The sequence below is a fragment of the Pseudoalteromonas sp. SWYJZ19 genome (genome assembly GCF_015864375.1).
Taxonomy (GTDB): domain Bacteria; phylum Pseudomonadota; class Gammaproteobacteria; order Enterobacterales; family Alteromonadaceae; genus Pseudoalteromonas; species Pseudoalteromonas arctica.
Map to the genome: position 1 here is coordinate 47792 of NZ_JADYXI010000018.1, position 21367 is coordinate 69158.

17 protein-coding genes are annotated in these 21367 nt (G+C 40.3%); 6 read left to right on the forward strand and 11 right to left on the reverse strand.

Annotated features, from left to right (window positions below; genetic code table 11):
• Positions 1-23 precede the first annotated feature (23 nt).
• The 3 genes from mutT to I6F45_RS16230 form a co-directional block, all read right to left on the reverse strand.
• Positions 24-422 carry an 8-oxo-dGTP diphosphatase MutT gene (gene mutT, locus I6F45_RS16220; RefSeq protein ID WP_007582062.1) on the reverse strand — a complete coding sequence of 133 codons (399 nt, stop codon included), beginning with the start codon at positions 420-422 and terminating at the stop codon, positions 24-26.
• Between the two features lie 68 nt (positions 423-490).
• Positions 491-3205: a preprotein translocase subunit SecA gene (gene secA, locus I6F45_RS16225; RefSeq protein WP_007582061.1), complete on the reverse strand. Its 2715-nt coding sequence runs from the start codon at positions 3203-3205 to the stop codon at positions 491-493.
• Between the two features lie 371 nt (positions 3206-3576).
• On the reverse strand, positions 3577-5604 hold the full coding sequence (locus tag I6F45_RS16230; protein WP_165728099.1) for a methyl-accepting chemotaxis protein: 2028 nt from the start codon (positions 5602-5604) through the stop codon (positions 3577-3579).
• 116 nt (positions 5605-5720) lie between these two features.
• Between I6F45_RS16230 and I6F45_RS16235 the strand changes: the two genes are divergently transcribed.
• Positions 5721-6491: an NADP-binding protein gene (locus tag I6F45_RS16235; protein WP_165739475.1), complete on the forward strand. Its 771-nt coding sequence runs from the start codon at positions 5721-5723 to the stop codon at positions 6489-6491.
• On the opposite strand, the gene hutH is transcribed toward I6F45_RS16235, so the two are convergent.
• The 3 genes from hutH to hutC all read right to left on the reverse strand — a co-directional run bounded on the left by hutH (position 6488) and on the right by hutC (position 10473).
• Positions 6488-8023, reverse strand: a complete 1536-nt coding sequence (gene hutH / locus I6F45_RS16240; protein WP_165739477.1) for a histidine ammonia-lyase — start codon at positions 8021-8023, stop codon at positions 6488-6490. The two genes, I6F45_RS16235 and hutH, sit on opposite strands and share 4 nt — an antisense overlap.
• Positions 8024-8025: 2 nt before the next feature.
• Entirely contained in the window at positions 8026-9699 is a 1674-nt protein-coding gene (gene hutU, locus I6F45_RS16245; protein ID WP_007582046.1) for a urocanate hydratase, read from the reverse strand.
• A 66-nt stretch (positions 9700-9765) separates the two neighbouring features.
• Positions 9766-10473, reverse strand: a complete 708-nt coding sequence (gene hutC, locus I6F45_RS16250) for a histidine utilization repressor (protein ID WP_007582045.1) — start codon at positions 10471-10473, stop codon at positions 9766-9768.
• Positions 10474-10592: 119 nt separating this feature from the next.
• Here hutC and hutI point away from each other — a divergent pair, with 119 nt between their 5' ends.
• Positions 10593-11840: an imidazolonepropionase gene (hutI, locus tag I6F45_RS16255; RefSeq protein WP_197161156.1), complete on the forward strand. Its 1248-nt coding sequence runs from the start codon at positions 10593-10595 to the stop codon at positions 11838-11840.
• 120 nt (positions 11841-11960) lie between these two features.
• Positions 11961-13625: a GGDEF domain-containing phosphodiesterase gene (locus I6F45_RS16260; RefSeq protein WP_197161174.1), complete on the forward strand. Its 1665-nt coding sequence runs from the start codon at positions 11961-11963 to the stop codon at positions 13623-13625.
• On the opposite strand, the gene I6F45_RS16265 is transcribed toward I6F45_RS16260, so the two are convergent.
• Both I6F45_RS16265 and rraA read right to left on the reverse strand, forming a co-directional pair.
• The gene (locus tag I6F45_RS16265) at positions 13622-14671 is read right to left on the reverse strand and encodes a formimidoylglutamase (RefSeq protein ID WP_165728105.1); all 1050 of its coding nucleotides are present in this window, start codon (positions 14669-14671) and stop codon (positions 13622-13624) included. The two genes, I6F45_RS16260 and I6F45_RS16265, sit on opposite strands and share 4 nt — an antisense overlap.
• 1 nt (position 14672) lies before the next feature.
• Positions 14673-15170, reverse strand: a complete 498-nt coding sequence (rraA, locus tag I6F45_RS16270) for a ribonuclease E activity regulator RraA (RefSeq protein WP_002959955.1) — start codon at positions 15168-15170, stop codon at positions 14673-14675.
• Positions 15171-15375: 205 nt separating this feature from the next.
• On the opposite strand from rraA, the gene I6F45_RS16275 reads away from it, so the two are divergent.
• The 3 genes from I6F45_RS16275 to I6F45_RS16285 all read left to right on the forward strand — a co-directional run bounded on the left by I6F45_RS16275 (position 15376) and on the right by I6F45_RS16285 (position 18933).
• Complete coding sequence (locus I6F45_RS16275) at positions 15376-15915, forward strand: phosphatase PAP2 family protein (RefSeq protein ID WP_197161158.1); 540 nt, start codon at positions 15376-15378, stop codon at positions 15913-15915.
• The gene (locus I6F45_RS16280; RefSeq protein ID WP_165739483.1) at positions 15912-16943 is read left to right on the forward strand and encodes an MJ1255/VC2487 family glycosyltransferase; all 1032 of its coding nucleotides are present in this window, start codon (positions 15912-15914) and stop codon (positions 16941-16943) included. The genes I6F45_RS16275 and I6F45_RS16280 overlap by 4 nt, the downstream gene beginning before the upstream one ends.
• A gap of 109 nt (positions 16944-17052) precedes the next feature.
• Positions 17053-18933 (forward strand): methyl-accepting chemotaxis protein, encoded by a 1881-nt coding sequence (locus I6F45_RS16285; protein WP_197161160.1) that lies wholly within the window; start codon positions 17053-17055, stop codon positions 18931-18933.
• Between the two features lie 86 nt (positions 18934-19019).
• Here the strand turns inward: I6F45_RS16285 and I6F45_RS16290 are convergent, their stop codons facing one another.
• The 3 genes from I6F45_RS16290 to hslV form a co-directional block, all read right to left on the reverse strand.
• Positions 19020-19394: a gamma-butyrobetaine hydroxylase-like domain-containing protein gene (locus tag I6F45_RS16290; protein ID WP_010553804.1), complete on the reverse strand. Its 375-nt coding sequence runs from the start codon at positions 19392-19394 to the stop codon at positions 19020-19022.
• A gap of 62 nt (positions 19395-19456) precedes the next feature.
• Entirely contained in the window at positions 19457-20785 is a 1329-nt protein-coding gene (hslU, locus tag I6F45_RS16295; protein WP_024594430.1) for an HslU--HslV peptidase ATPase subunit, read from the reverse strand.
• Positions 20786-20796: 11 nt separating this feature from the next.
• Positions 20797-21315, reverse strand: coding sequence for an ATP-dependent protease subunit HslV (hslV, locus tag I6F45_RS16300; protein ID WP_002958366.1), 519 nt, complete (start codon positions 21313-21315; stop codon positions 20797-20799).
• Positions 21316-21367 lie beyond the last annotated feature (52 nt).

Genomic DNA, 21367 nt, shown 5'->3' on the forward strand with positions numbered 1-21367 from the left:
TGTGCTCACTTGTACCTAGTTTGTTATGCGTATCGGGCTACTATTTTCTCGATAATTTCAGCATTAGCTTCAGGAAAATCATAATTTTCTAATTCACTAATTGCTACCCATTCACTAGGTTGTCCTTCAGCGCCATGTGCTTCACCGCTAAAGTTACTCACTACGTGCACATCTAATTTAACGCACTTATCGCCGTAGTCATGTTCAATCACCATAAGTTGGCTAGAGCTGTGAATTGTTAATCCAACTTCTTCAATAAGCTCGCGTTTAAGTGCAACAAAAACACTTTCACCTGCTTCTACTTTGCCACCAGGAAATTCCCATAAACCGCCTTGATGTTGTTCATCTGCGCGTTTACAAATGAATATAGCGTTATTTTTCTTAATAACACCAACAGCTACATGTACAATTTCTATAGTCATTACTTTAAAACTCCATAAAAAAAAGCGACGCTAGCGCCGCTTTTTAATAAGCTAATAACAATACTGGGCTATTTTAATTTACCGCAACATTGTTTGAATTTTTGACCTGATTTACAAGGACAAGGGTCATTACGACCTACTTTTGGTTCTGTACGAGCCATTACAGTAGCTGTTTCTGGTGCTGGCGCTTCGCCACCTACTTGCTCAGCTTCTTCATGTTGGTATTCGCGAGGAGCATTTTCACTTTTACGGTGTTGCTCTTCTACTTTTTCAACATCTTCTTCTGCGCGTACTTGTACTTTACTTAGGATGCTTACAACATCTACTTTCAAGTTTTCAAGCATTTCAGAAAACAGCTCAAACGATTCACGCTTATACTCTTGCTTAGGATTCTTTTGCGCGTAACCACGTAAATGAATACCTTGACGTAAGTGATCCATAGCAGCAAGGTGATCTTTCCAATGCTGATCAAGACTTTGTAGCATAATCGCTTTTTCGAATTGACGTAAAACAGAATCGCCAACTTGCTCTTCTTTTTGCTTGTATGACTGCTCAACCGCCTGCTCAATACGCTCACGAAGTTTTTCTTCGTATAGTTTATTGTCATCTGCTAACCACTGAGTGATTGGCAACTCAAGTAAGAAGTCTTGTTTTAAACGCTCTTCAAGGCCAGGAATATCCCACATTTCAGCAAGGCTTTGTGGTGCAATGTATTGATCAATTACACTAGCAAGAACATCACCACGAATTGCTGTGATAGTCTCTGAAATATCGCCTTCTTCAAGTAGCTCATTACGTTGAGAGTAAACAACGCGACGTTGATCGTTTGCTACATCATCGTACTCAAGCAATTGCTTACGAACATCAAAGTTACGTGCTTCTACTTTACGCTGTGCATTTTCAATCGCACGGTTTACCCATGGATGTTCAATTGCTTCACCGCGTTGCATACCTAGTTTACGCATCATATTAGTCATGCGTTCACCAGCGAAGATACGCATTAGTGCATCGTCCATCGATAGGTAGAAACGACTAGAACCGGCGTCACCTTGACGACCAGAACGACCACGTAATTGGTTATCTATACGACGAGATTCGTGACGTTCAGTACCAATGATATGTAAACCGCCAGCATCAATTACCGCATCATGGCGAATTTTCCAAGCAGCTTTAATTTCAGCAATTTGCTCAGCAGTTGGGTTTTCAAGTTTTTCAACTTCACTGTTCCAGTTACCACCTAACACGATATCGGTACCACGACCGGCCATGTTGGTTGCAATTGTTACTGTACCTGGTAGGCCAGCATCTGAAACGATATCTGCTTCTTGCGCATGAAATTTGGCATTAAGTACGTTGTGCTTAATTTTTTCTTTGCGTAAAAACTGCGATAAATACTCAGAGCTTTCAATTGAAATAGTACCTACAAGTACCGGTTGTCCGCGGTCTTGACAGTCTTTAATGTCAATTAAAATTGCTTCGTATTTTTCTTCTTGTGTTAGGTAAACTAAGTCGGCGCGATCATCACGAACCATTGGCTTATTAGTTGGCATAACAACAGTATCTAGGCCGTAGATAGATTGAAACTCAAAAGCTTCAGTATCGGCAGTACCTGTCATACCTGCTAATGTTTCGTATAAACGGAAGTAGTTTTGGAACGTAATAGATGCAAGTGTTTGGTTTTCGTTCTGAATATTTACACCTTCTTTAGCTTCAACAGCTTGGTGTAAACCTTCTGACCAACGACGACCTTCCATTGAACGACCAGTATGCTCATCGATAATGATTACTTCGTTTTCTTTTACTACGTAATCAACATCTTTTTGGTATAGCTTGTGGGCACGAAGGGCGGCATAAACGTGACTTAGTAGCGTAATGCTTGCTGCTGAGTAAAGCGAATCGCCTTCTTCAATTAAGCCGCGTTCAGTAAGTAGCTCTTCTACTTTAATTTGACCACGTTCTGTTAAATGAACTTGCTTAGACTTTTCATCAATAGTGTAATCGCCGTCGCCTTCAACACCTTCTTCGTCTTCTTTTTCTTGAAGTTCAAGTAAAGGAACGATGGTATTTATTTCAGTGTATAGCTCAGAGCTGTCCTCAGCTGGGCCTGAAATAATAAGCGGAGTACGCGCTTCATCAATTAAGATTGAATCCACTTCATCGACTACGGCATAAAATAATGGACGCTGAACACGTTCATCAATGCTAAAAGCCATATTATCGCGAAGGTAGTCAAAACCAAATTCGTTATTTGTACCGTACGTAATGTCAGCAGTATAAGCTAGCTTCTTCTGCTGTGGCATCATACCCGGTACGTTACAGCCTACAGTAAGGCCTAAAAATTCAAATAACGCACGGTTGGTTTCAGCATCACGTTTAGCAAGGTAGTCATTCACAGTAATTACGTGAACACCTTTGCCTGTTAAGCCGTTTAAATAAGCGGGTAGGGTAGCTGTTAGTGTTTTACCTTCACCGGTACGCATTTCTGCAATGCGACCTTGATGTAAAACCATACCACCTAATAACTGCACGTCGAAATGACGCATGCCATTTACACGCTTTGACGCTTCACGTACCACAGCAAAAGCTTCAGGTAGGATATCGTCAAGGCCTTGTCCGTTATCGTAACGTTCTCTAAACTCAGCTGTTTTAGCTCTTAAATCTTCATCAGAAAGCGCTTCAAGTTGCGTTTCTAGCGCATTGATTAGCGCGACCGTCTTTCTTAAGTTTTTAATAGTGCGGTCATTGCGACTACCAAAAAGCTTGGTAAATAAATTAGATATCATGATAAAACCGTTACAATGTATTCTTTGTCAGCCGAGTATCGGCTAACCCATTTTTAACAATTGGTAATTAATATGTGCTTTTAAATAACACTTAGAACATATTAATTAGCAATATTGTATTAAACCGCTCAAAAAGCACTGTTTATTACGTGCGCTACTATACCAGACTCTGCCAAACAACAAACTATCTCAATAAAAAGATCTGTGTATAAAATCGAAAAATTTGATCTGGTTCGTAAAAATAACTTTGTATTACTCAATTACAGTAAAAATAGCAGCGAACTGTAAAGATATGGTGCTAAATAAATTAAAAACAAGGGTTATAGCTGCGCTTAAGTTTGACGCTTAAACACAGCTATTAAATGAGTGTTTTATAATTTAAATTGGTTAACCGTTTTGTTAAGTGCCGCAGCTAGATCACTTAAGTCACGAGCTTCGTCAGCGAGGGTATGTGCATGATCAGCGGTACTGTTCACTAAGTTATTAATTGCCGAAAGGCTCGTATTAATATCTTCAGCAACGACTGTTTGCTCCTCAGTTGACGTTGCTATTTGATGACTTTGGTCTTGTACTTTAGTGACCGACTGCGCAATATTGTGAAGTGAGCTAAGTACTTCTTTAGTTTGCAGTACTGAGCCCTCGGTTTGATCTTGTCCTTGTTGCATCATCACTGAGGCCTGTTGAGCTATTTGCTGCAAGCGCGAAATCATATTACGAATATCGTCAGTTGATTCTTGTGTGCGACTTGCTAGTGAGCGTACTTCATCAGCAACAACGGCAAAGCCTCGACCGTGTTCACCGGCACGAGCTGCCTCTATAGCCGCATTAAGTGCAAGTAAGTTGGTTTGATCGGCTATTGAATTAATTACATCGACTAATGCACCAATATTATTACTTTCTTGCTCAAGGCCTGCAACCACTTTAGATGCTTCGCCAATATGCAACGCCAGTTCAGTCATTACTTTTTGCGCCTGTGTAGAACGGCTTGCACCTTCAGCTGTAATTGCCTGAACTTCTTCAGCTGCATTATTTGTATGTTGTGCATTACGTGATATTTCAAGCACAGTAGTCGCCATTTCAGTTACCGCGGCGCTGACGCTATCAACTTGCTGCTTCTCTTGCTGAATTTCAGAATTAGTTTGCTCAGAAACATGTCTTAGCTGAGCTGCTGCATTACTTAGCTGTTCTGCTTGCGCTGCGGTTTCTAGCATCATGGCGCGTAATTTATCAATAAAAGTGTTCATATGATTGGCCAGCTGTCCCACTTCATCTTGGCTATTAATATCAATTTTTTGAGTAAGGTCGCCTTCACCCGATGCTATATCACGCATAATGTGCGTAAGTGTTGTGATGGGTTTTGAAATCATATGGGTAGCCCATAAAATCATGGCTAATATAATAATTAAGATAATAACTACTGCAGTTGTTGTTGCGGTTACTGCGGCATTTACGGGCTCTTCAATCATGCTAGTAGGAATAAGTAGACCTACATACCAATCTATATAAGGCTGATCTAGCTGTAAGCGATGGTAAACCACATAAAACTGCTCACCTTTAAAAGTAACCATTTGGCTGCCTTTAAGGTTATTTCGCATTTGTGTATTTAATTCTTTAAAGCCTGCTGTATCTGTAAATTGTTGCTCAAGCGCATCGAGTCCTTCTTTACCGTTTGCACCTTCATCTGTAATTGAAAGTTTGTGTCCAGTGGCTTTTGAAAAGTGAACTACTTTTTGATTTCCATCGAGTAAAAATCCATAACCTTGGCCGTTAAAGCGAATATTTTCGACCATGTCGTTAATTTTGTTTAGTTGTAAATCAACACCGCCCATACCAATGAGTTTACGCTGTGCGTTATAAACAGGTTGTTGTACTACTGCAGATGCTACGCCTGTGGTTAAATCAACAGAGATTGGACCTACATAAAGTTTGTTAACTTGCATGGCTTCTTGCCACCAACCACGCTTGTAGGCGTAATAAGGCTGGCCGTTGTAGTGACTTGTACGTTCATTTTCTTTAAAGTATTCACCGGTGGTTGCTGAGGCAAAAAAGGCCGATAAAATGTTTTCGTCGTTTGAGCTTAAACGCACAAAGTCTTGGTTTACTTCGTTGTAACCTGGCGCGCTTTCGAGTGCTTGATCGCGAGTATCCCAATTTTCAAAAAAGTTGATTAAATGTGGGTTATTAACAAAGGTTGATACCATTTTACCGTACATTGCAAAGTAACTTTGCATTGAAAGTTGCTCGGTCTGTAGATAACTTTGTGCTTCGTTTTCTATGTTTTCTCTAGAGAGGTTGGCAATGTGTTTAACAAAGAATGTTGAGGCGATAATTAGTAAAACGGTAATTGTTCCACCAATCAATAATAATATTTTCTTCCGTAATGATAAATTATTTAGCATGAGTGCGCATATTTTTATTATTTATGAAATTATATCTAATCATATCTTACTTAAAATCTCTATAAAGTTAGATAGAAAGAACTAATTATGCGTTTAAAATAAAGGCTTATACAAAAATGACAAATAAAAGTAATAAATTAGTAGTATTAGGTGCAGGTTGGTTAGGACATGCTTTATGCGTAAGTGCGCAAAAAGCTGATTGGCAAGTACAAGGAACGCATAGAACAGATATACACGAGTTTGATTTTGAGCGTCAGTTTACACTTGAAGATGGGCAATTAAGACATCAAGTTGATTTACAAAATGCTTATTGGGTATGTGCTATTCCACCACGTAGCAGGGACAGTGAAAGTAATTATCCTGAAACACTCACCGCAGCGCTTAAGCTCTCAAAGGAGTTAAACGCAAAGGGCTTTTTATTATGCTCATCAACCGGGGTATACGATCAAGAGCCTGGTGTATATAGCGAAAGTTGCGATATTTCATGCACAAACGAGCGCCAAATAAAGCTCTATGAGGCAGAAGAGCAAGTACTTGAGCAAGACGGGAAAGTGCTGCGTTTAGCTGGATTACTAGGGCCTAATAGAGAACCGGGTCGTTTTGTGGCAGGCAAAGAGCTTAATACATCAAGTGAGCAAGTAGTAAATATGGTGCATCAACAAGATGTAATTAATGCTGTTTTTGCGGTGATAGAGCACTGGCAAGTAGGGCAAAATATTTATAATGTTGTTAATCCTGCGCACCCAAAAAAAGCTGAATACTACGCAGTGAAGTGTGCAGAACATGGTGGCGAGTTACCACGCTTTACCAGTGATGATAAAGCTGAGCGCAAAGTTATTGGCTCAGCTATTGAAGCGCTAGGCTTTACTTACCAATATGGTATTTAATATGCTGAAGGCAGGGGGCTGCTCTCTATGAAGTCGCATAGCTTACCTTCACTTAGTAATGTATTAGCAGCTTCGATATCGGGAGCAAAGTAGCGGTCTTTATCATAATAACTCACATGCTCGCGTAATAACGCTTTAGCGCTTTGCACTTTATGTGATGGTTCAAGCGGCTTTCTAAATTCTAGCCCTTGAACCGATGCTAACCATTCTATTGCCAAAACGCCTTGGGTATTATTGGCCATTTCATCTAAGCGCCTTGCTGCAAAGGTTGCCATAGATACATGATCTTCTTGATTTGCAGATGTAGGCAAGCTATCGACCGAAGCCGGATGTGCTAATGATTTGTTTTCTGACGCAAGCGCTGCAGCGGTAACTTGAGCAATCATAAAACCTGAATTTACCCCGCCGTTTTCAACTAAAAATGGCGGTAATTTGGATAGGTTTGAATCGATAAGTAATGCAATTCGCCTTTCTGCTAATGCACCAATTTCGGCAATTGCGATAGCTAAGTTATCGGCGGCCATTGCAACTGGCTCTGCATGAAAGTTACCTCCCGATATTATGTCGCCTACATCGGCAAAAACTAGCGGATTATCGGTTACACCGTTTGACTCACATAACAATACTTCTGCGGCTTGGCGTATCTGAGTTAGGCAAGCTCCTAGCACTTGAGGTTGGCAGCGAAGGCAGTATGGATCTTGTACTTTTTCACAATTTACGTGGGAATCACTAATTTGAGAGTGCGTATCGAGTAGCTCTCTAAATACTTGAGCGGTGTCTATTTGTCCGCGCTGACCACGAATATCATGAATACGTGCATCAAATGGCGCGCGACTACCCATTGCTGCTTCTATGCTTATCGAGCCGATAACGCAGCTTTGTGCATATAAGTTCTCGCTTCTAAATAGGCCTTGTAGTGCAAACGCAGTCGACGCTTGTGTGCCATTTAATAATGCTAAGCCTTCTTTAGCTGCAAGGGTAAGAGGTTCAAGCCCCGCTATTTTTAACCCTTGTGCTGCACTAATTATTTTTCCTTTATGTCGCATTTGACCTTCAGCTAATAAAGGTAGGCACATATGCGCAAGAGGGGCTAAATCCCCCGATGCCCCCACAGAGCCCTTTTTAGGCACGCACGGATATACTTCGCTACTAAGCAGCTGCATAAAAAATTGGATTATTTGCAGGCGAATACCCGAGTAGCCGCGCGAAAGCGAGTTTACTTTTAAGGTGATCATTAACCTTACTGTGCTGTCATCCATGTATTCGCCAATGCCCGCAGCGTGTGAAAGCACAATGGAGCGCTGTAATAATTCAAGTTCGTCGTCGGCTATTTTGGTATTAGCTAATAACCCAAACCCGGTGTTAATCCCGTATACAGTGCGGTGCTCATTAATAACGTTTTGAACGGTTTGCGCGCTTGCTGCTATTTGCGATTCAGCATGCTTTGCAAGGCTTAACTTTACCGGTGAATTATTAATTTTTCTCAGTGTGTTTAAATTAAGTGAGCCTGGTGTGAGAGTAAGTTCGAACATGATCATTCCTCGTTTAGCATAGGTAGGTCTAAATTTTGTTCTTTGGCGCAGTTCTTTGCTATGTCGTACCCAGCATCAGCATGGCGCATTACACCTGTTGCAGGGTCGTTCCAAAGTACGCGAGCAATACGCTCTTTAGCTTCATTTGTACCATCGGCAACAATAACCACACCAGAGTGCTGACTAAACCCCATACCTACACCGCCACCATGATGAAGAGACACCCAAGTAGCGCCACTTGCCGTATTAAGCAGTGCATTGAGTAATGGCCAGTCCGATACCGCATCTGAGCCATCTTTCATACTTTCTGTTTCGCGGTTAGGGCTGGCAACTGAGCCCGAGTCGAGGTGGTCACGACCAATAACGATAGGGGCTTTAAGTTCGCCATTTTTAACCATTTCGTTAAAGGCCAATGCAAGGCGTGCTCTATCTTTTAAACCTACCCAACAAATACGTGCAGGTAGCCCTTGAAATTGAATGCGCTCACGCGCCATATCAAGCCAATTATGCAAATGTGCATCATCAGGAATAAGCTCTTTTACTTTTGCATCGGTTTTATAAATATCTTCTGGATCGCCCGATAATGCTACCCATCTAAATGGGCCAATACCTTCACAAAATAAAGGGCGAATATAGGCGGGTACAAACCCAGGAAAATCAAACGCGTTGGTAACGCCCTCGTCAAACGCCATTTGGCGAATATTATTGCCATAGTCTGTTGTTGCTGCCCCCGCTTTTTGCAGCGCCAACATCGCTCTAACTTGGACTGCCATTGATTGTTTAGCCGCTTTTACTACCGCTTTTGGATCTTGCTCACGCATTTTTGCTGCGTGCTCCATTGTCCAGTTTTGTGGTAAGTAACCATTTAATGGATCGTGAGCTGATGTTTGATCTGTGACTACATCAGGTGTAATACCTGTTTTAACCAGTGTACTAAATACATCGGCAGCGTTACCAAGTAGGCCAACTGATAGGGCTTCACCTTTTATGCACGCGTCGGTTATTAATTGCAGTGCGTGTTCAAGGTTCGTTGCTTTTACATCAACGTAGCCTGTTTTTATACGAAAATCGATACGGCTTTCATCACATTCAACAACTAGCGCACTAAACCCTGCCATTGTAGCGGCAAGTGGTTGTGCACCGCCCATACCTCCAAGGCCACCCGTTAATACCCACTTGCCTTTAGCACTGCCTGAAAAATGTTGCTTTGCCATGGCTATAAAGGTCTCGTAAGTGCCTTGTACAATGCCTTGCGAGCCAATATAAATCCAAGAACCCGCTGTCATTTGTCCGTACATCATCAAGCCTTTTTTATCGAGCTCGTTAAAGTGCTCCCAATTTGCCCAGTGTGGAACAAGGTTTGAGTTGGCAATAAGTACACGAGGGGCATTACTGTGGGTTTTAAATACACCAACGGGTTTTCCTGATTGTACAAGCAGAGTTTCGTCGCTTTCGAGTCTATCGAGGGTTTCTATAATTTTGTCATAACTTGGCCAATCACGAGCTGCTCGGCCAATACCACCATATACAACAAGTGCATGAGGATGTTCTGCTACTTCAGGGTCTAAATTATTCATTAGCATGCGCTTAGCAGCTTCAGTTTGCCAGCTTTTAGCACTTATTTTATCGCCATGAGGTGCACGTATTACGCGACTTGTGTCGAGTCGGTTGTTCATGTTTTGCTCCTGTTGTATATACAAGGTGATTTGTTATAAAAAAAGCGCAGTAAGCGCTATTGTTTGTTATTTTTTAAATGTTAAGTGACCACCTAAGCGATATTTACTGCCTGGTGATACAAGGCGCGCAAAGCTTACAATGCCGTTAATAGACCATGTGCGTCGAATAACTTGTAAGCATGGCTCTTCGTTATATAAGTTTAACCATTGGCACATTTCGCTGTTTGGCATAATAGCCTCTACGGTATGCCTCGCTTGGGTAAGTGGTGCAACACTAGATAGATACTCATGAGGTGTAAGCGTGCTAAAGTCTTGTTGTAAGTAACCAGCCGCAAGTGCAGGGTTTACAAAACGCTCTTCTAGCTGCAAGGGGCTGTCGTTTTCGTTATGCACGAGTACACTTCGATATACAACACTGTCAATCTCAACACCAAGTGCAATGGCAATAGGTGCGACTGCATTTATTGATTCAAGTATAAGTACACTACAGGTGTAGTTGCCGTTACGTTCCTTTACTTCATCAGCAATGTTTTTTATTTCGAGTAACGATGACTGCGATTTAAATGTGGCTACAAATGTACCTAACCCTTGGCTGCGGGTTAAAATACCTGCCTCGGTTAACTCGCTTAGTGCTCGGCGGGCTGTCATTCTGCTGACACTAAATTGACTACTTAGTTCGTTTTCAGAGGGAACACGTTGGTTTTCTTGCCACGTACCGCTGCGAATTTTATCAACAATGAATTGTTTTATTTGCGCAAATTTAGGTGTCGTCATTAAATTTATGGTTACATTAAAAATAAACTATATAAATAAGATGACACAATTACCTTGTATATACAAGATGGGTTGTTAGACTATATTTTCATCACTCTGGGCGTAAAAAGGGCTGTAAAATGCAAAGCACAACAAAAAATTATGAGTTAGAAGAAATTGACTTACTTTTAACTGATGCCAATATTGCCACTATGGATAGCAATATAAATGCCCCTTATGGCGCAATCGAAAATGCTGCTATAGCTATCAAAAATGGTAAAATTGCGTGGATTGGAGAGCAATCAACATTGCCCAGTTTTGATGTGTTTGCAACGCCGACATTGAGTATAAAAGGGCAGTGGTTAACGCCGGGCTTAATAGATTGTCATACACATTTAGTGTTTGCAGGTTCAAGGTCGCAAGAGTTTGAGCAGCGCTTGCAGGGTGTAAGTTATGAGCAAATTGCAACGCAAGGCGGTGGCATAGCAAGTACGGTTAAAGCGACGAGAGCAGCCGATCGAGAGCAATTATTTGTTGATGCAAAAGATCGCTTAAATACGTTGTTAAAAGAAGGTGTAACCACTGTTGAAATAAAGTCAGGCTATGGGCTAGATACTGAAAACGAGATAAAAATATTAGAAGTAGCTCGTTTATTAGGTGAGCATCATCCTATTGATATTAAAACTACTTTTTTAGGGGCGCATGCTCTACCGCCTGAATACAAAGGCCGTGCTGATGAATATATTGATTTGGTATGTACTGACATGCTTGATCAGGTAGTGGCTAATAATCTTGCTGATGCAGTCGATGTATTTTGTGAAAATGTAGGCTTTAGTTATTCGCAAACCAAACGTGTTTTCCAGGCGGCTAAAAAGCATAACCTCCCAGTAAAATGCCATGCTGAGCAGTTATCTAATCAACATGGTGCTGAGCTGGTGGCGCAGTTCAATGGCCTTTCGGCAGATCATATTGAGCATCTCGATGAAGAGGGTGTAAAAGCCATGGCAAACGCTGGGACGGTCGCGGTGTTATTGCCCGGTGCATTTTATTTTTTAAGAGAAACACAATTCCCACCTATTGAGTTACTTAATCAATATAAAGTACCTATAGCTATTGCGAGTGATTTTAATCCTGGCACTTCACCGCTGTGCTCAGTGCACTTGATGATGAACATGGCATGCACATTGTTTAGATTAACACCCGAGCAAGCATTGGCAGGTGTTACTCGCAATGCTGCTAAAGCACTAGGGTTAGACGACCGTGGTATTTTAAAGGTTGGTGCAAGAGCTGATATTGCGCATTGGCAAATAAGTCATCCATCACAATTAAGTTACCAATTTGGCGTAAATAAACTGTTAAATTTATGGATTTTGGGTAGAATTAACTAGTTTGTATTATTTTTGCCCACATATAATCTGGTTTAAACTTTTTTAGCGAATACGGATGCCGTTAATTTGAACATACTAACCGACAGTAACTTCCCAATATTTTTTAGTGGTGCACTATTGATGGCGATGATTGCCACTTTATTTTCCGTTAAAAATGCCAGTATTAAATTTAGCTATTTATGCACAGCAGCTGTTGGTTTGGCTATTTTGAGTACGGGCGCAGCTTGGCTTGCCATTTTACTTGCCTTTGGATTTTGCTTTCATTTATGGCAAGCCTTTGAGCGAAATAATTGGAGCATGATTATTACCAGCTCAATGGCTGGTCTTTTATTTGTTGTTCTATTTTCAGCTCATTTATTATTGGAAGTTCCGTTATTTTGGGTTGTGTTAGCAATATTATTATTAGCTATTGTTGGCTTTTTAAATGACGAAAGCGCTGAAATAGAAGTCGTGATAGAGCCAGAACCTACAGGTGATACATTTATAGAAGAGTCTCCGCTTTCGGTTTTTGCAGATAGAAAACAGTTACGCCAAGGTTACTATGCATGGTGCGACAACAAGCAAGTAAATGCAGCGTTAATCGTTATTCGTCTTGAAGGGTTTGAGCAAGTTAACCAGCATATAGGACGTGACTTTGGCGATATACTTTTAGCACAATCGGCTAATCGAATAAAAGAACTGCTTTCAAGTGACGAAATAGTGACTTTAGTTGGGCAAGAAAAGCTAGCCCACTTAGGGGGCCTTAACTTTGCATTTATTTGTAGTTTCGCGAATCAAAAACATTTACATGAGTTGGTTATTGAACAAATACTGGGTGCAACACTTAAGCCATTTAATGTTGCTAACTGCACTGTAGAGGTAAAAGCGAGGGCGAGTTATGTTGATTGTAATGAGCAAGACAATAACTTTGATAATTTAATATCGTACGCATACCTAGCACTCGATAGCCACCCAAATCGCAAGGTTGTGCCTTATCATCAACAAATGATGATTGAACTGCGAGAGCAACAAGCGCGACTAAAAGAATTAGCAAATATTGATTTTTCGAGCGAATTAGAACTCTATTTTCAACCTATAATTTGTAACGAAAACGGTCAAATTGAGTTTTTAGAATTACTACTGCGTTGGCAGCATCCTAAGCAAGGGATTTTATCTGCTAATCGTTTTATTGACGACATAAGAATAGCTGGGCTTGGTTATCCGCTTGCTAAATTTGTAATGGAGAGAGCCGCTGAGCTTGCAATGGCGCTTAGAGTAGAAGGTATTTCCATACCGCTTAGCATTAACGTATTTGGCCCTGAAATGCTAAATGAAGAGTTTGTTGAATTTGTTGATGTTGTTATAAATGAACATCACTTAGAGGCGGGAGACTTAATTGTTGAATGCCCTTTACATATTTTTGCTGGTTTAGATGACAAAGGCCGAGGCATGATCGCAAGGCTTAATAACATAGGCTTAAAAGTATGTGTGGATGGACTTGGTGATAACCCGGTACTACTTTCTAAGTTGCCAAGTTTAGCGGTTGAGTATATTAAGGTTTCACCTTCACTTACCGCTGACTTTAGTAATCAAAACAATATACGCAGTTTAGTTGGTGGAATGGTTGATATGCATAGCCAACAAAAAACAAAAGTGATTTTTGAAGGAGTAGAAACACTTGAGCAACTTAAGTTTGTAAAAAGCTTAAAAGGTTATGCTGCCCAAGGTTATTACTTTGGTCACCCGCTAAGTAGTATCGGTTTAATGAGCTGGCTAAAAGAGTGGCGATCGGTTCAACAACGTTAAGTGTTTTCTTTGGCTTGTAGGTAGCTATTTACAAGTGCACTAATCACTTGCCCTACATGGGCAGCACCGGCATCTAACCCGTTAGGATGCTGGTTAGGCGCTGCTTCACATAAGTGTAAGTACTTAGAGTGCCGGTGGCTTGCAGCTAAATGCACAAAGTGCTCAGTGTCACTCACACTAAATCCGCAATATGTATACGCACTAACTGGCATATAAGTAATACTATCTAAATCAACTTCAACACCCAGAGGTAAATCATTAAAATTACTTAGTGCATTTTCAATTGCCTGCGTTAGTGTAATTTTTCGCTTAACTTGTATAGATTGATAGCTATCAAATTTAAAGTTAGCTTCACTCATTGCATCTATAATTGCTTGATTATTTTTTAATTCATGTAAGCCAATAACATGGTAATTACTTAGATGTTGCTCGTTATACGCGTAGCGAAAACCATTACCACTATGGCGACCTTCACATTCTCTAAAATCGGCATGAGGGTCAAAATTGATAGCATTAACAGGCGTGTTTTTTGACTTACTTAGCGCGCGAATAATACCTAAGCAATTATTGTGACCTCCGCCAATGACGATTGGCTCAAGCCCTGCTTTAAAAATAAGGCTTAATACTGACTCTACGCGTTCATCAAGTTGTTGGCATAAATCTCGTAATTGAGTTAACTGCTGGGCTTGCTGATTATTAAGTTGGTTGCTTTGCGCCATTAAATCATCAGTATTTACTTCACCCAATAAAAGTACTTTTTGAGTGGCGATAAATTGATTATGGGGTTGGTTTAAAAAACGTTTTAAAAAAGCAGACCATGCTTCGTTTGCACCGCCATTTCCTAAATTTGCTTTTGGGCCAATATCTTCGCAAATACCAAGAAGTACGTAGCGAATGCCAAATTGAGCTGCGTCAATAAGTGCTTGTTGCAGGTTTACTTGAGTGTCTAGCAAGGCCATTGATTGCCATGCTTTTTTTTCATTTACGCGGTTAGAGCAAAGTGCTCTAACCGCGCTTTCATCATATACTTTTAAATGGGAGGTCACGTTATACTTCTACAACTTCCAATTCTAATTCTTCTGCAGATAAAACAATGCCAGTACTATCGGCATAAATAAAGTCATCATCAAAAAATGATACACCGGCAAAGTTAACGCCTATAGCATCCTCGCCAGCACCTTCACTGTCAGCTGCAACAGGGATAGAAGCAATTGCTTGAATGCCTAAATCAAGTTCTTCAAGCTCATCAACGTGGCGTACTGCGCCGTAAACAACAATACCATTCCAGTTATTTTCAAGTGCAAGTTCGGCCAATTCAATATCAATAAGTGCACGGCGAGTTGAGCCACCACCATCAATAAGAAGCACTAAGTCTGTACCGTCTTGAGAAAGTAATTCGCGGATCAGTTCATTATTTTCAAAACATTTAACCGTTTTAATGCGGCCACCAAAGCTGTGTCGACCACCAAAGTTGATGAACATTGGCTCTAGCACGTCAACCACATCAGCAAAGTGGTCACATAAATCAGAAGTGCTGTAATCCATTATTTTATCCTCAAAAGGTACATTAATTTATACCTCAGTATACCCTCCTTATAAGCAATAACAACGACTTAATCGCAGTAAATTTAGACAAAACAAGCGCTAAATCATTAATCGCAATAATAGTGTCTTAAAAGCGTCACTCAATTGTTATTTACAACACATAAGCTAAATCGGTGTTCATATATTATGCAATGAGGGGGAAGTGATGGATAACAATAATATGTTTAAAAGGGCAGCTCTGCTAGATGAGCAATTATTTTTAACTCTGTTTAATTACAACTCACCGAAGTGGTTTAAAACAATGGCGTTTGGCTTATCTAAAAGCGGTGATGGAGGGCTTTACATACTTGTGTGTTTAGCGGTGTGGTGGCTTAGTAATAATGAGCAGCAACAATTATTACCTGTAACGATATTAGTTGGTTTTGCTATAGAAAGGCCCATTTATTTACTGGCCAAAAATAGATTTGCCCGCATCCGTCCATGCGACTGCTTAGTAACAAATGCTTACATAGTACCAAGTGATAAATTTAGTTTGCCCTCGGGCCACAGCGCTGCAGCGTTCTTAGTTGCGATTATACTAAGTCACTTTTTCCCTGAATATATATGGCTACTACTTAGTTGGGCTGCTGGTGTGGCTATTTCTCGTGTTGTATTAGGCGTACATTTTCCTGCTGATATTATTATAGGTGCGATTATTGGCAGTGTTTGTGGCTTATTCGCATTAGCGCTCGTGGTACCTGTATGAAAATATTGTATGGAGTGCAGGGTACCGGTAATGGTCATATAACGCGGGCTAGGGTTATGGCAAGCTGCTTTAATAAACTTGGTATTGATGTTGATTATGTGTTTTCAGGGCGAGCAAATAAAGATTACTTTGATATGCACGAATTTTCAGATTATAAAGCGTATCGGGGCTTATCGTTTAGTACTGAAAATGGGCAAGTCAAAAATTTAAAAACACTTAAAAACATGCGAGTTTGTAAGCTGGTGAGTGATATAAAATCGCTTGATATAAAACAGTACGATTTTGTACTTAATGACTTTGAGCCAGTCACAGCATGGGCTGCAAAACGGGCCGATATACCCGTTATCGGTATTAGTCACCAAGCCGCATTTTTGTCAGAAAACGTACCTATATTTGGTCGTGGTGTACTTAGAAAATCGCTCATCAAGCATTATGCACCAGCATCTACCTACTTAGGCGTACACTGGAAGCCATTTGCAAATAATATAATCCCGCCTTTTATTGCTCATCATAATCATGAGAATCCTGTCGCGGTACTAAATAAGGTATTGGTATATTTACCGTTTGAAAACTTAGATAGCATTGTTGATTACTTAAAAGACTTTCCCGAAAAAGAATTTTATTGTTATCACCCAAATGCCTGCAATCAGTCTTTTGGACATATACATTTGCGACCCCCCTCACGTTCTGGTTTTTTAAATGACTTAGCAAACACGAGTGGCGTTATTGGTAATGCGGGGTTTGAGCTTGCCAGTGAAGCGCTTAAGTTAGGTAAGAAGTTACTATTAAAGCCTTTAGATGGGCAGTTTGAGCAAACCGCAAATGCACAAACTTTGTTTGCCATGGGCATGGCGCATGTTATGAACTATTTAAACCCGCAAGCCCTTGATGACTGGAATAGCGCCCCGCAAAATAAGCAAATAAATTACCCTAGCGATCCCGAGCCTTTAATTGATTGGTTGGTTAAACAACAGTGGAATAACACACAATCGTTACACAAAGGTTTGTGGGATAGTGTCGCTTTATAGCCATCATAATTAAGTAGCTTAGAATAACCAATAATAAAAAGTTAAATTAATGAGTCGCTCCTGAGCTATCAGCTATAATACAAATGCATATTTAAAAAAGGCGTTAGCGATGAGTTTTTTACAAAACTTAACAATCAAACGACGTTTACAGTTAAACGCAGTCGTTGTTGGTTTAGCAATGGTGGTCCTTTTATGCGTAATAATTTATGAAGCGAGAACAACGTTAAGCTTAAATAAAACAATTCAGCTTGCTGAAGAGCTTAATATCCATGAATTAGAACTGCGTAAACATGAAAAAAACTTTCTTTTTTATAAACAAGAAGAAGCATTAGACTTATTTGAACAAGATTATAACCAGCTTAAAAGTAAAATTGCTAAGTTGAATGTAATTATGCAAGAGCAGGGTATCGAAACCCAAAAAATAAGTAATCTCGATAATTTGGTAAGTGCTTATAGCAATGACTTTATGAGTGTTGTTGTGCTACAAAAACGCATAGGATTACACCCAAAAGATGGGCTGTATGGCGAACTAAGAAGTGCAGTACACGAGGTCGAAAGCTTGCTCAAAGAGCAAGATAATTACAAACTCTTATCTTCTATATTACAATTAAGACGGGCTGAAAAAGATTTTATGCTACGTTTTGATCTTAAGTATTTAACTCGATTTGATGAAGGGGTTGATACTTTAAAGCAGCAAATCGCTCAGGCTCAATTTGATACGGGGTATACAGCTCAATTAAATGGCTTTTTAAATTCCTACCAAACGCAATTTCAAGCATTGGTCCAGGCACAGGTTGAATTGGGCTTAGATTTAAATTCAGGAGCACTTGGAAAAATGCGTAAAAGTGTTGAACAAAGTGATGCAATCGTTGCGCAGATACTATTAAGCACTAAGCAGCAGGTAGATAAAAGCGTTGAACAGGCACAATTTTTAGCCATTCTTATTTTTGTGATTGCTGGCATTATTGTTTTAATGTTGGTTTATTTCACGAGCCGCTCGATTATTGTGCCTATAGAGCGGGTTTATCACACCATTAACGACATTCGTCGTAATAATGATTTAAGCGTGATGATAGAGCAAACAGGTAAAGACGAAATTACCACCATGACGGTCGACTTTAATAGTTTAATAGGCGATTTTAAAAACTTAATTAACGAAGTTAATGGTGCTTTAAATACGCTTAACATAGCAACAGAGCATTTATCAGAAAGTACCGCAGCAACAAGCTCCGGTATGCAAGAGCAATTACATGAAGCCGACATGGTTGCAACTGCAGCCACCGAAATGCAGGCGACGATTCAGGATATTTCACATAATACTGAAGCGGCTGCTAAAAAAGCAGAGTCAACAAACTTAAGTGCTCAACAAGGGCGCAGTGAAGTTGACTCTACCGTTAAGCACATTAGAGCCCTATCTGATTCGTTAGGGAATGCATCAAATGTAGTATCGCAACTTGAAAAAGATGGCGAAACAATTGGTTCAGTGCTTGATGTAATTCGGGGGATTGCAGATCAAACAAATTTACTCGCACTTAATGCGGCAATAGAAGCGGCACGTGCTGGTGAGTATGGTCGTGGTTTTGCTGTTGTTGCAGATGAGGTTCGTTCATTAGCGAAGCGTACTCAAGAGTCCACGAGTGAGATTGAAGGTATTATAAGTACCTTACAGCAGCGTACTCAAGAAGTGGTGAGTATTATGCACAAATGTCGTTCTCAAGGCGATGAAAGTGCCTCGCAAGCAATTAAAGCAGGTGAGTTATTAGGCGCAATTACTGAAGATGTACAAACAATAATGGAAATGAGCTCTCAAATAGCGGTTGCTATTGACGAGCAAAGCCAAGTGGCATCAGAGGTTAATAAAAATGTAGTAAGAATTCGCGACATTGCGCAAGATGCAACTGAACATGCTGCTAAAAACGCCCAAACTAGCGAAGAAGTATCTGAGCAAGCTAGAGTGTTATTTAGCGCTATTGATAAGTTTAAAGTGTAACTAACCTGAACTCTGGATAGTAAATATTTTAACCAGGGTTTAGGTTAACTAATCTAAAAATACCCACCTAAAGTTACCAATAAGGTTTAAGGAATAAACTTTATTGGTACACTGTTTTTGTTTTGTTCGTGCTCGGCTACGCGTGCCGAATATTCATCGCTCAACGTTTGTTGCTGCGCTTGTAGTTTTTCAAAGTAACTCCAACTGAACAGTCCGCTATTGTGACCATCATCGAAATCTAAACGCAGTGCATAATGCCCAACAGGTACTATGTTTTTTATACCTACAGATTGTTTATTTAAAACCAATTTCATAGGGCCAGAGCCATGGCCTTGCACTTCAGCAGAGGGAGAGTGAACGCGTAAAAATTCACAGCTAAAGACTGCTTGGCTATCGTCGTCAAAATAAACATCTAAATTTTTACTCACGCTGTGGTAATGCACTTTTGTAACGTGTTTCATTTTATATACCCCATTAAAAAGCCCCCAATCTGGAGGCTTTTAGTATAACGTTTATATTCGTTTTATAGAATGAAGCGGCTTAAGTCTTCATCTTCAACAAGTGCACCTAGATGTTTTTCAACGTAAGCGGCGTCAATAACAAGTGATGAACCTGCTTTTTCAGAAGCATCGTATGAAATTTCTTCCATCAATCTTTCCATCACAGTATGCAAGCGACGAGCACCGATGTTTTCGGTTTTTTCGTTAACTTGCCACGCAGCCTTAGCAATACGCTCAATAGCATCATCACTAAACTCAATCGTTACTTGCTCAGTTTTAAGGAGCTCTCGTTGTTGCTCAGTAAGCGATGCATGCGGCTCTGTCAGGATACGTTTAAAGTCATTTGCAGTTAGTGGCTCAAGTTCTACTCGAATCGGTAAGCGACCTTGTAGCTCAGGTATCATGTCTGATGGTTTAGACATTTGGAACGCACCTGAGGCAATAAACAACATATGGTCAGTTTTAACCATACCGTGTTTAGTGTTTACTGTTGAGCCTTCAATTAGCGGTAGTAAGTCGCGCTGAACACCTTCTCGGCTCACATCAGGGCCTGAAGAATCACCACGTTTACAAATTTTGTCTATTTCATCAATAAACACAATACCGTTTTGCTCTACTGCAAAAATAGCTTGTTCTTTTAGCTCTTCAGGGTTTACTAATTTAGCGGCTTCTTCTTCTGTTAATAGTTTGAAGGCTTCTTTAATTTTTAACTTACGTTTAGTGCGTTTATCGCCGCCCATGTTTTGAAACATGCTTTGTAACTGGTTGGTCATATCTTCCATACCAGGAGGCGCCATAATTTCTACGTTTGATTGAGCTTGCGCTAGTTCAATCTCGATTTCTTTATCATCTAATTGACCTTCACGTAATTTTTTACGAAATGTTTGGCGAGTAGATGAAGTATCGTCGCGTTGGCTTTCGCCATATTGATCTTTAACCGGTGGTAAAAGTGCATCTAAAATACGCTCTTCTGCTGCTTCTTCGGCGCGATGTTTAAACTTTTTAGTTTGCTGTTCGCGAGTCATTTTAATTGAAACATCAACGAGGTCACGTATGATCGTATCTACTTCTTTACCAACATAACCAACTTCAGTGAATTTAGTCGCTTCTACTTTAATGAATGGTGCGTTAGCAAGTTTTGCTAAACGGCGGGCAATTTCTGTTTTACCTACGCCTGTTGGACCAATCATTAATATATTTTTTGGTGTTACTTCACTGCGTAAATCTTCATTTAATTGCATGCGGCGCCAGCGATTACGAAGCGCAATAGCGACTGCTTTTTTAGCTTTAGCCTGACCTATAATGTGCTGATCTAGCTCGTGAACAATTTCTCTTGGGGTCATATCAGACATAATAGTTCCTATTATAATTCTTCGATTGTTTGGAAGTTATTAGTAAATACGCAGATGTTGCCTGCAATAGTTAAGCTTTTCTCTACTATTTCACGAGCGCTTAAATCTGTATTTTCTAAAAGGGCGGTTGCAGCTGATTGCGCAAAGTTACCACCACTACCAATTGCAATTAAATCGTTTTCTGGCTGAACTACATCGCCATTACCGGTAATAATTAAAGAGGCTGTTTCGTCTGCTACAGCGAGCAGCGCTTCGAGTTTTCGAAGTGCACGGTCACTTCGCCAATCTTTAGCCATTTCTACTGCGGCTTTAGTTAGGTTACCTTGGTGCATTTCTAATTTGCTTTCAAAACGTTCGAAAAGAGTGAAGGCATCAGCAGTACCGCCGGCAAAACCAGCGATTACTTTGCCATTATAAAGACGTCGAACTTTGCGGGCGTTGCCCTTCATTACGGTGTTACCAAGTGAAACTTGGCCATCGCCGCCAATTACAACTTTGTCGCCGCGGCGAACACTTACGATAGTAGTCATGTTATTCCTCATCATCGAGCTGCAGAGGCAACTCGTAAAAAACGATTATGAT

What these genes read in the sequence shown, in the direction of transcription:
- mutT (WP_007582062.1), bottom strand. Translation starts at nt 422, where the DNA reads ATGACTATAGAAATTGTACATGTAGCTGTTGGTGTTATTAAGAAAAAT.
- secA (WP_007582061.1), bottom strand. Translation starts at nt 3,205, where the DNA reads ATGATATCTAATTTATTTACCAAGCTTTTTGGTAGTCGCAATGACCGC.
- I6F45_RS16230 (WP_165728099.1), bottom strand. Translation starts at nt 5,604, where the DNA reads ATGCTAAATAATTTATCATTACGGAAGAAAATATTATTATTGATTGGT.
- I6F45_RS16235 (WP_165739475.1), top strand. Translation starts at nt 5,721, where the DNA reads ATGACAAATAAAAGTAATAAATTAGTAGTATTAGGTGCAGGTTGGTTA.
- hutH (WP_165739477.1), bottom strand. Translation starts at nt 8,023, where the DNA reads ATGTTCGAACTTACTCTCACACCAGGCTCACTTAATTTAAACACACTG.
- hutU (WP_007582046.1), bottom strand. Translation starts at nt 9,699, where the DNA reads ATGAACAACCGACTCGACACAAGTCGCGTAATACGTGCACCTCATGGC.
- hutC (WP_007582045.1), bottom strand. Translation starts at nt 10,473, where the DNA reads ATGACGACACCTAAATTTGCGCAAATAAAACAATTCATTGTTGATAAA.
- hutI (WP_197161156.1), top strand. Translation starts at nt 10,593, where the DNA reads ATGCAAAGCACAACAAAAAATTATGAGTTAGAAGAAATTGACTTACTT.
- I6F45_RS16260 (WP_197161174.1), top strand. Translation starts at nt 11,961, where the DNA reads ATGGCGATGATTGCCACTTTATTTTCCGTTAAAAATGCCAGTATTAAA.
- rraA (WP_002959955.1), bottom strand. Translation starts at nt 15,170, where the DNA reads ATGGATTACAGCACTTCTGATTTATGTGACCACTTTGCTGATGTGGTT.
- I6F45_RS16275 (WP_197161158.1), top strand. Translation starts at nt 15,376, where the DNA reads ATGGATAACAATAATATGTTTAAAAGGGCAGCTCTGCTAGATGAGCAA.
- I6F45_RS16280 (WP_165739483.1), top strand. Translation starts at nt 15,912, where the DNA reads ATGAAAATATTGTATGGAGTGCAGGGTACCGGTAATGGTCATATAACG.
- I6F45_RS16285 (WP_197161160.1), top strand. Translation starts at nt 17,053, where the DNA reads ATGAGTTTTTTACAAAACTTAACAATCAAACGACGTTTACAGTTAAAC.
- I6F45_RS16290 (WP_010553804.1), bottom strand. Translation starts at nt 19,394, where the DNA reads ATGAAACACGTTACAAAAGTGCATTACCACAGCGTGAGTAAAAATTTA.
- hslU (WP_024594430.1), bottom strand. Translation starts at nt 20,785, where the DNA reads ATGTCTGATATGACCCCAAGAGAAATTGTTCACGAGCTAGATCAGCAC.
- hslV (WP_002958366.1), bottom strand. Translation starts at nt 21,315, where the DNA reads ATGACTACTATCGTAAGTGTTCGCCGCGGCGACAAAGTTGTAATTGGC.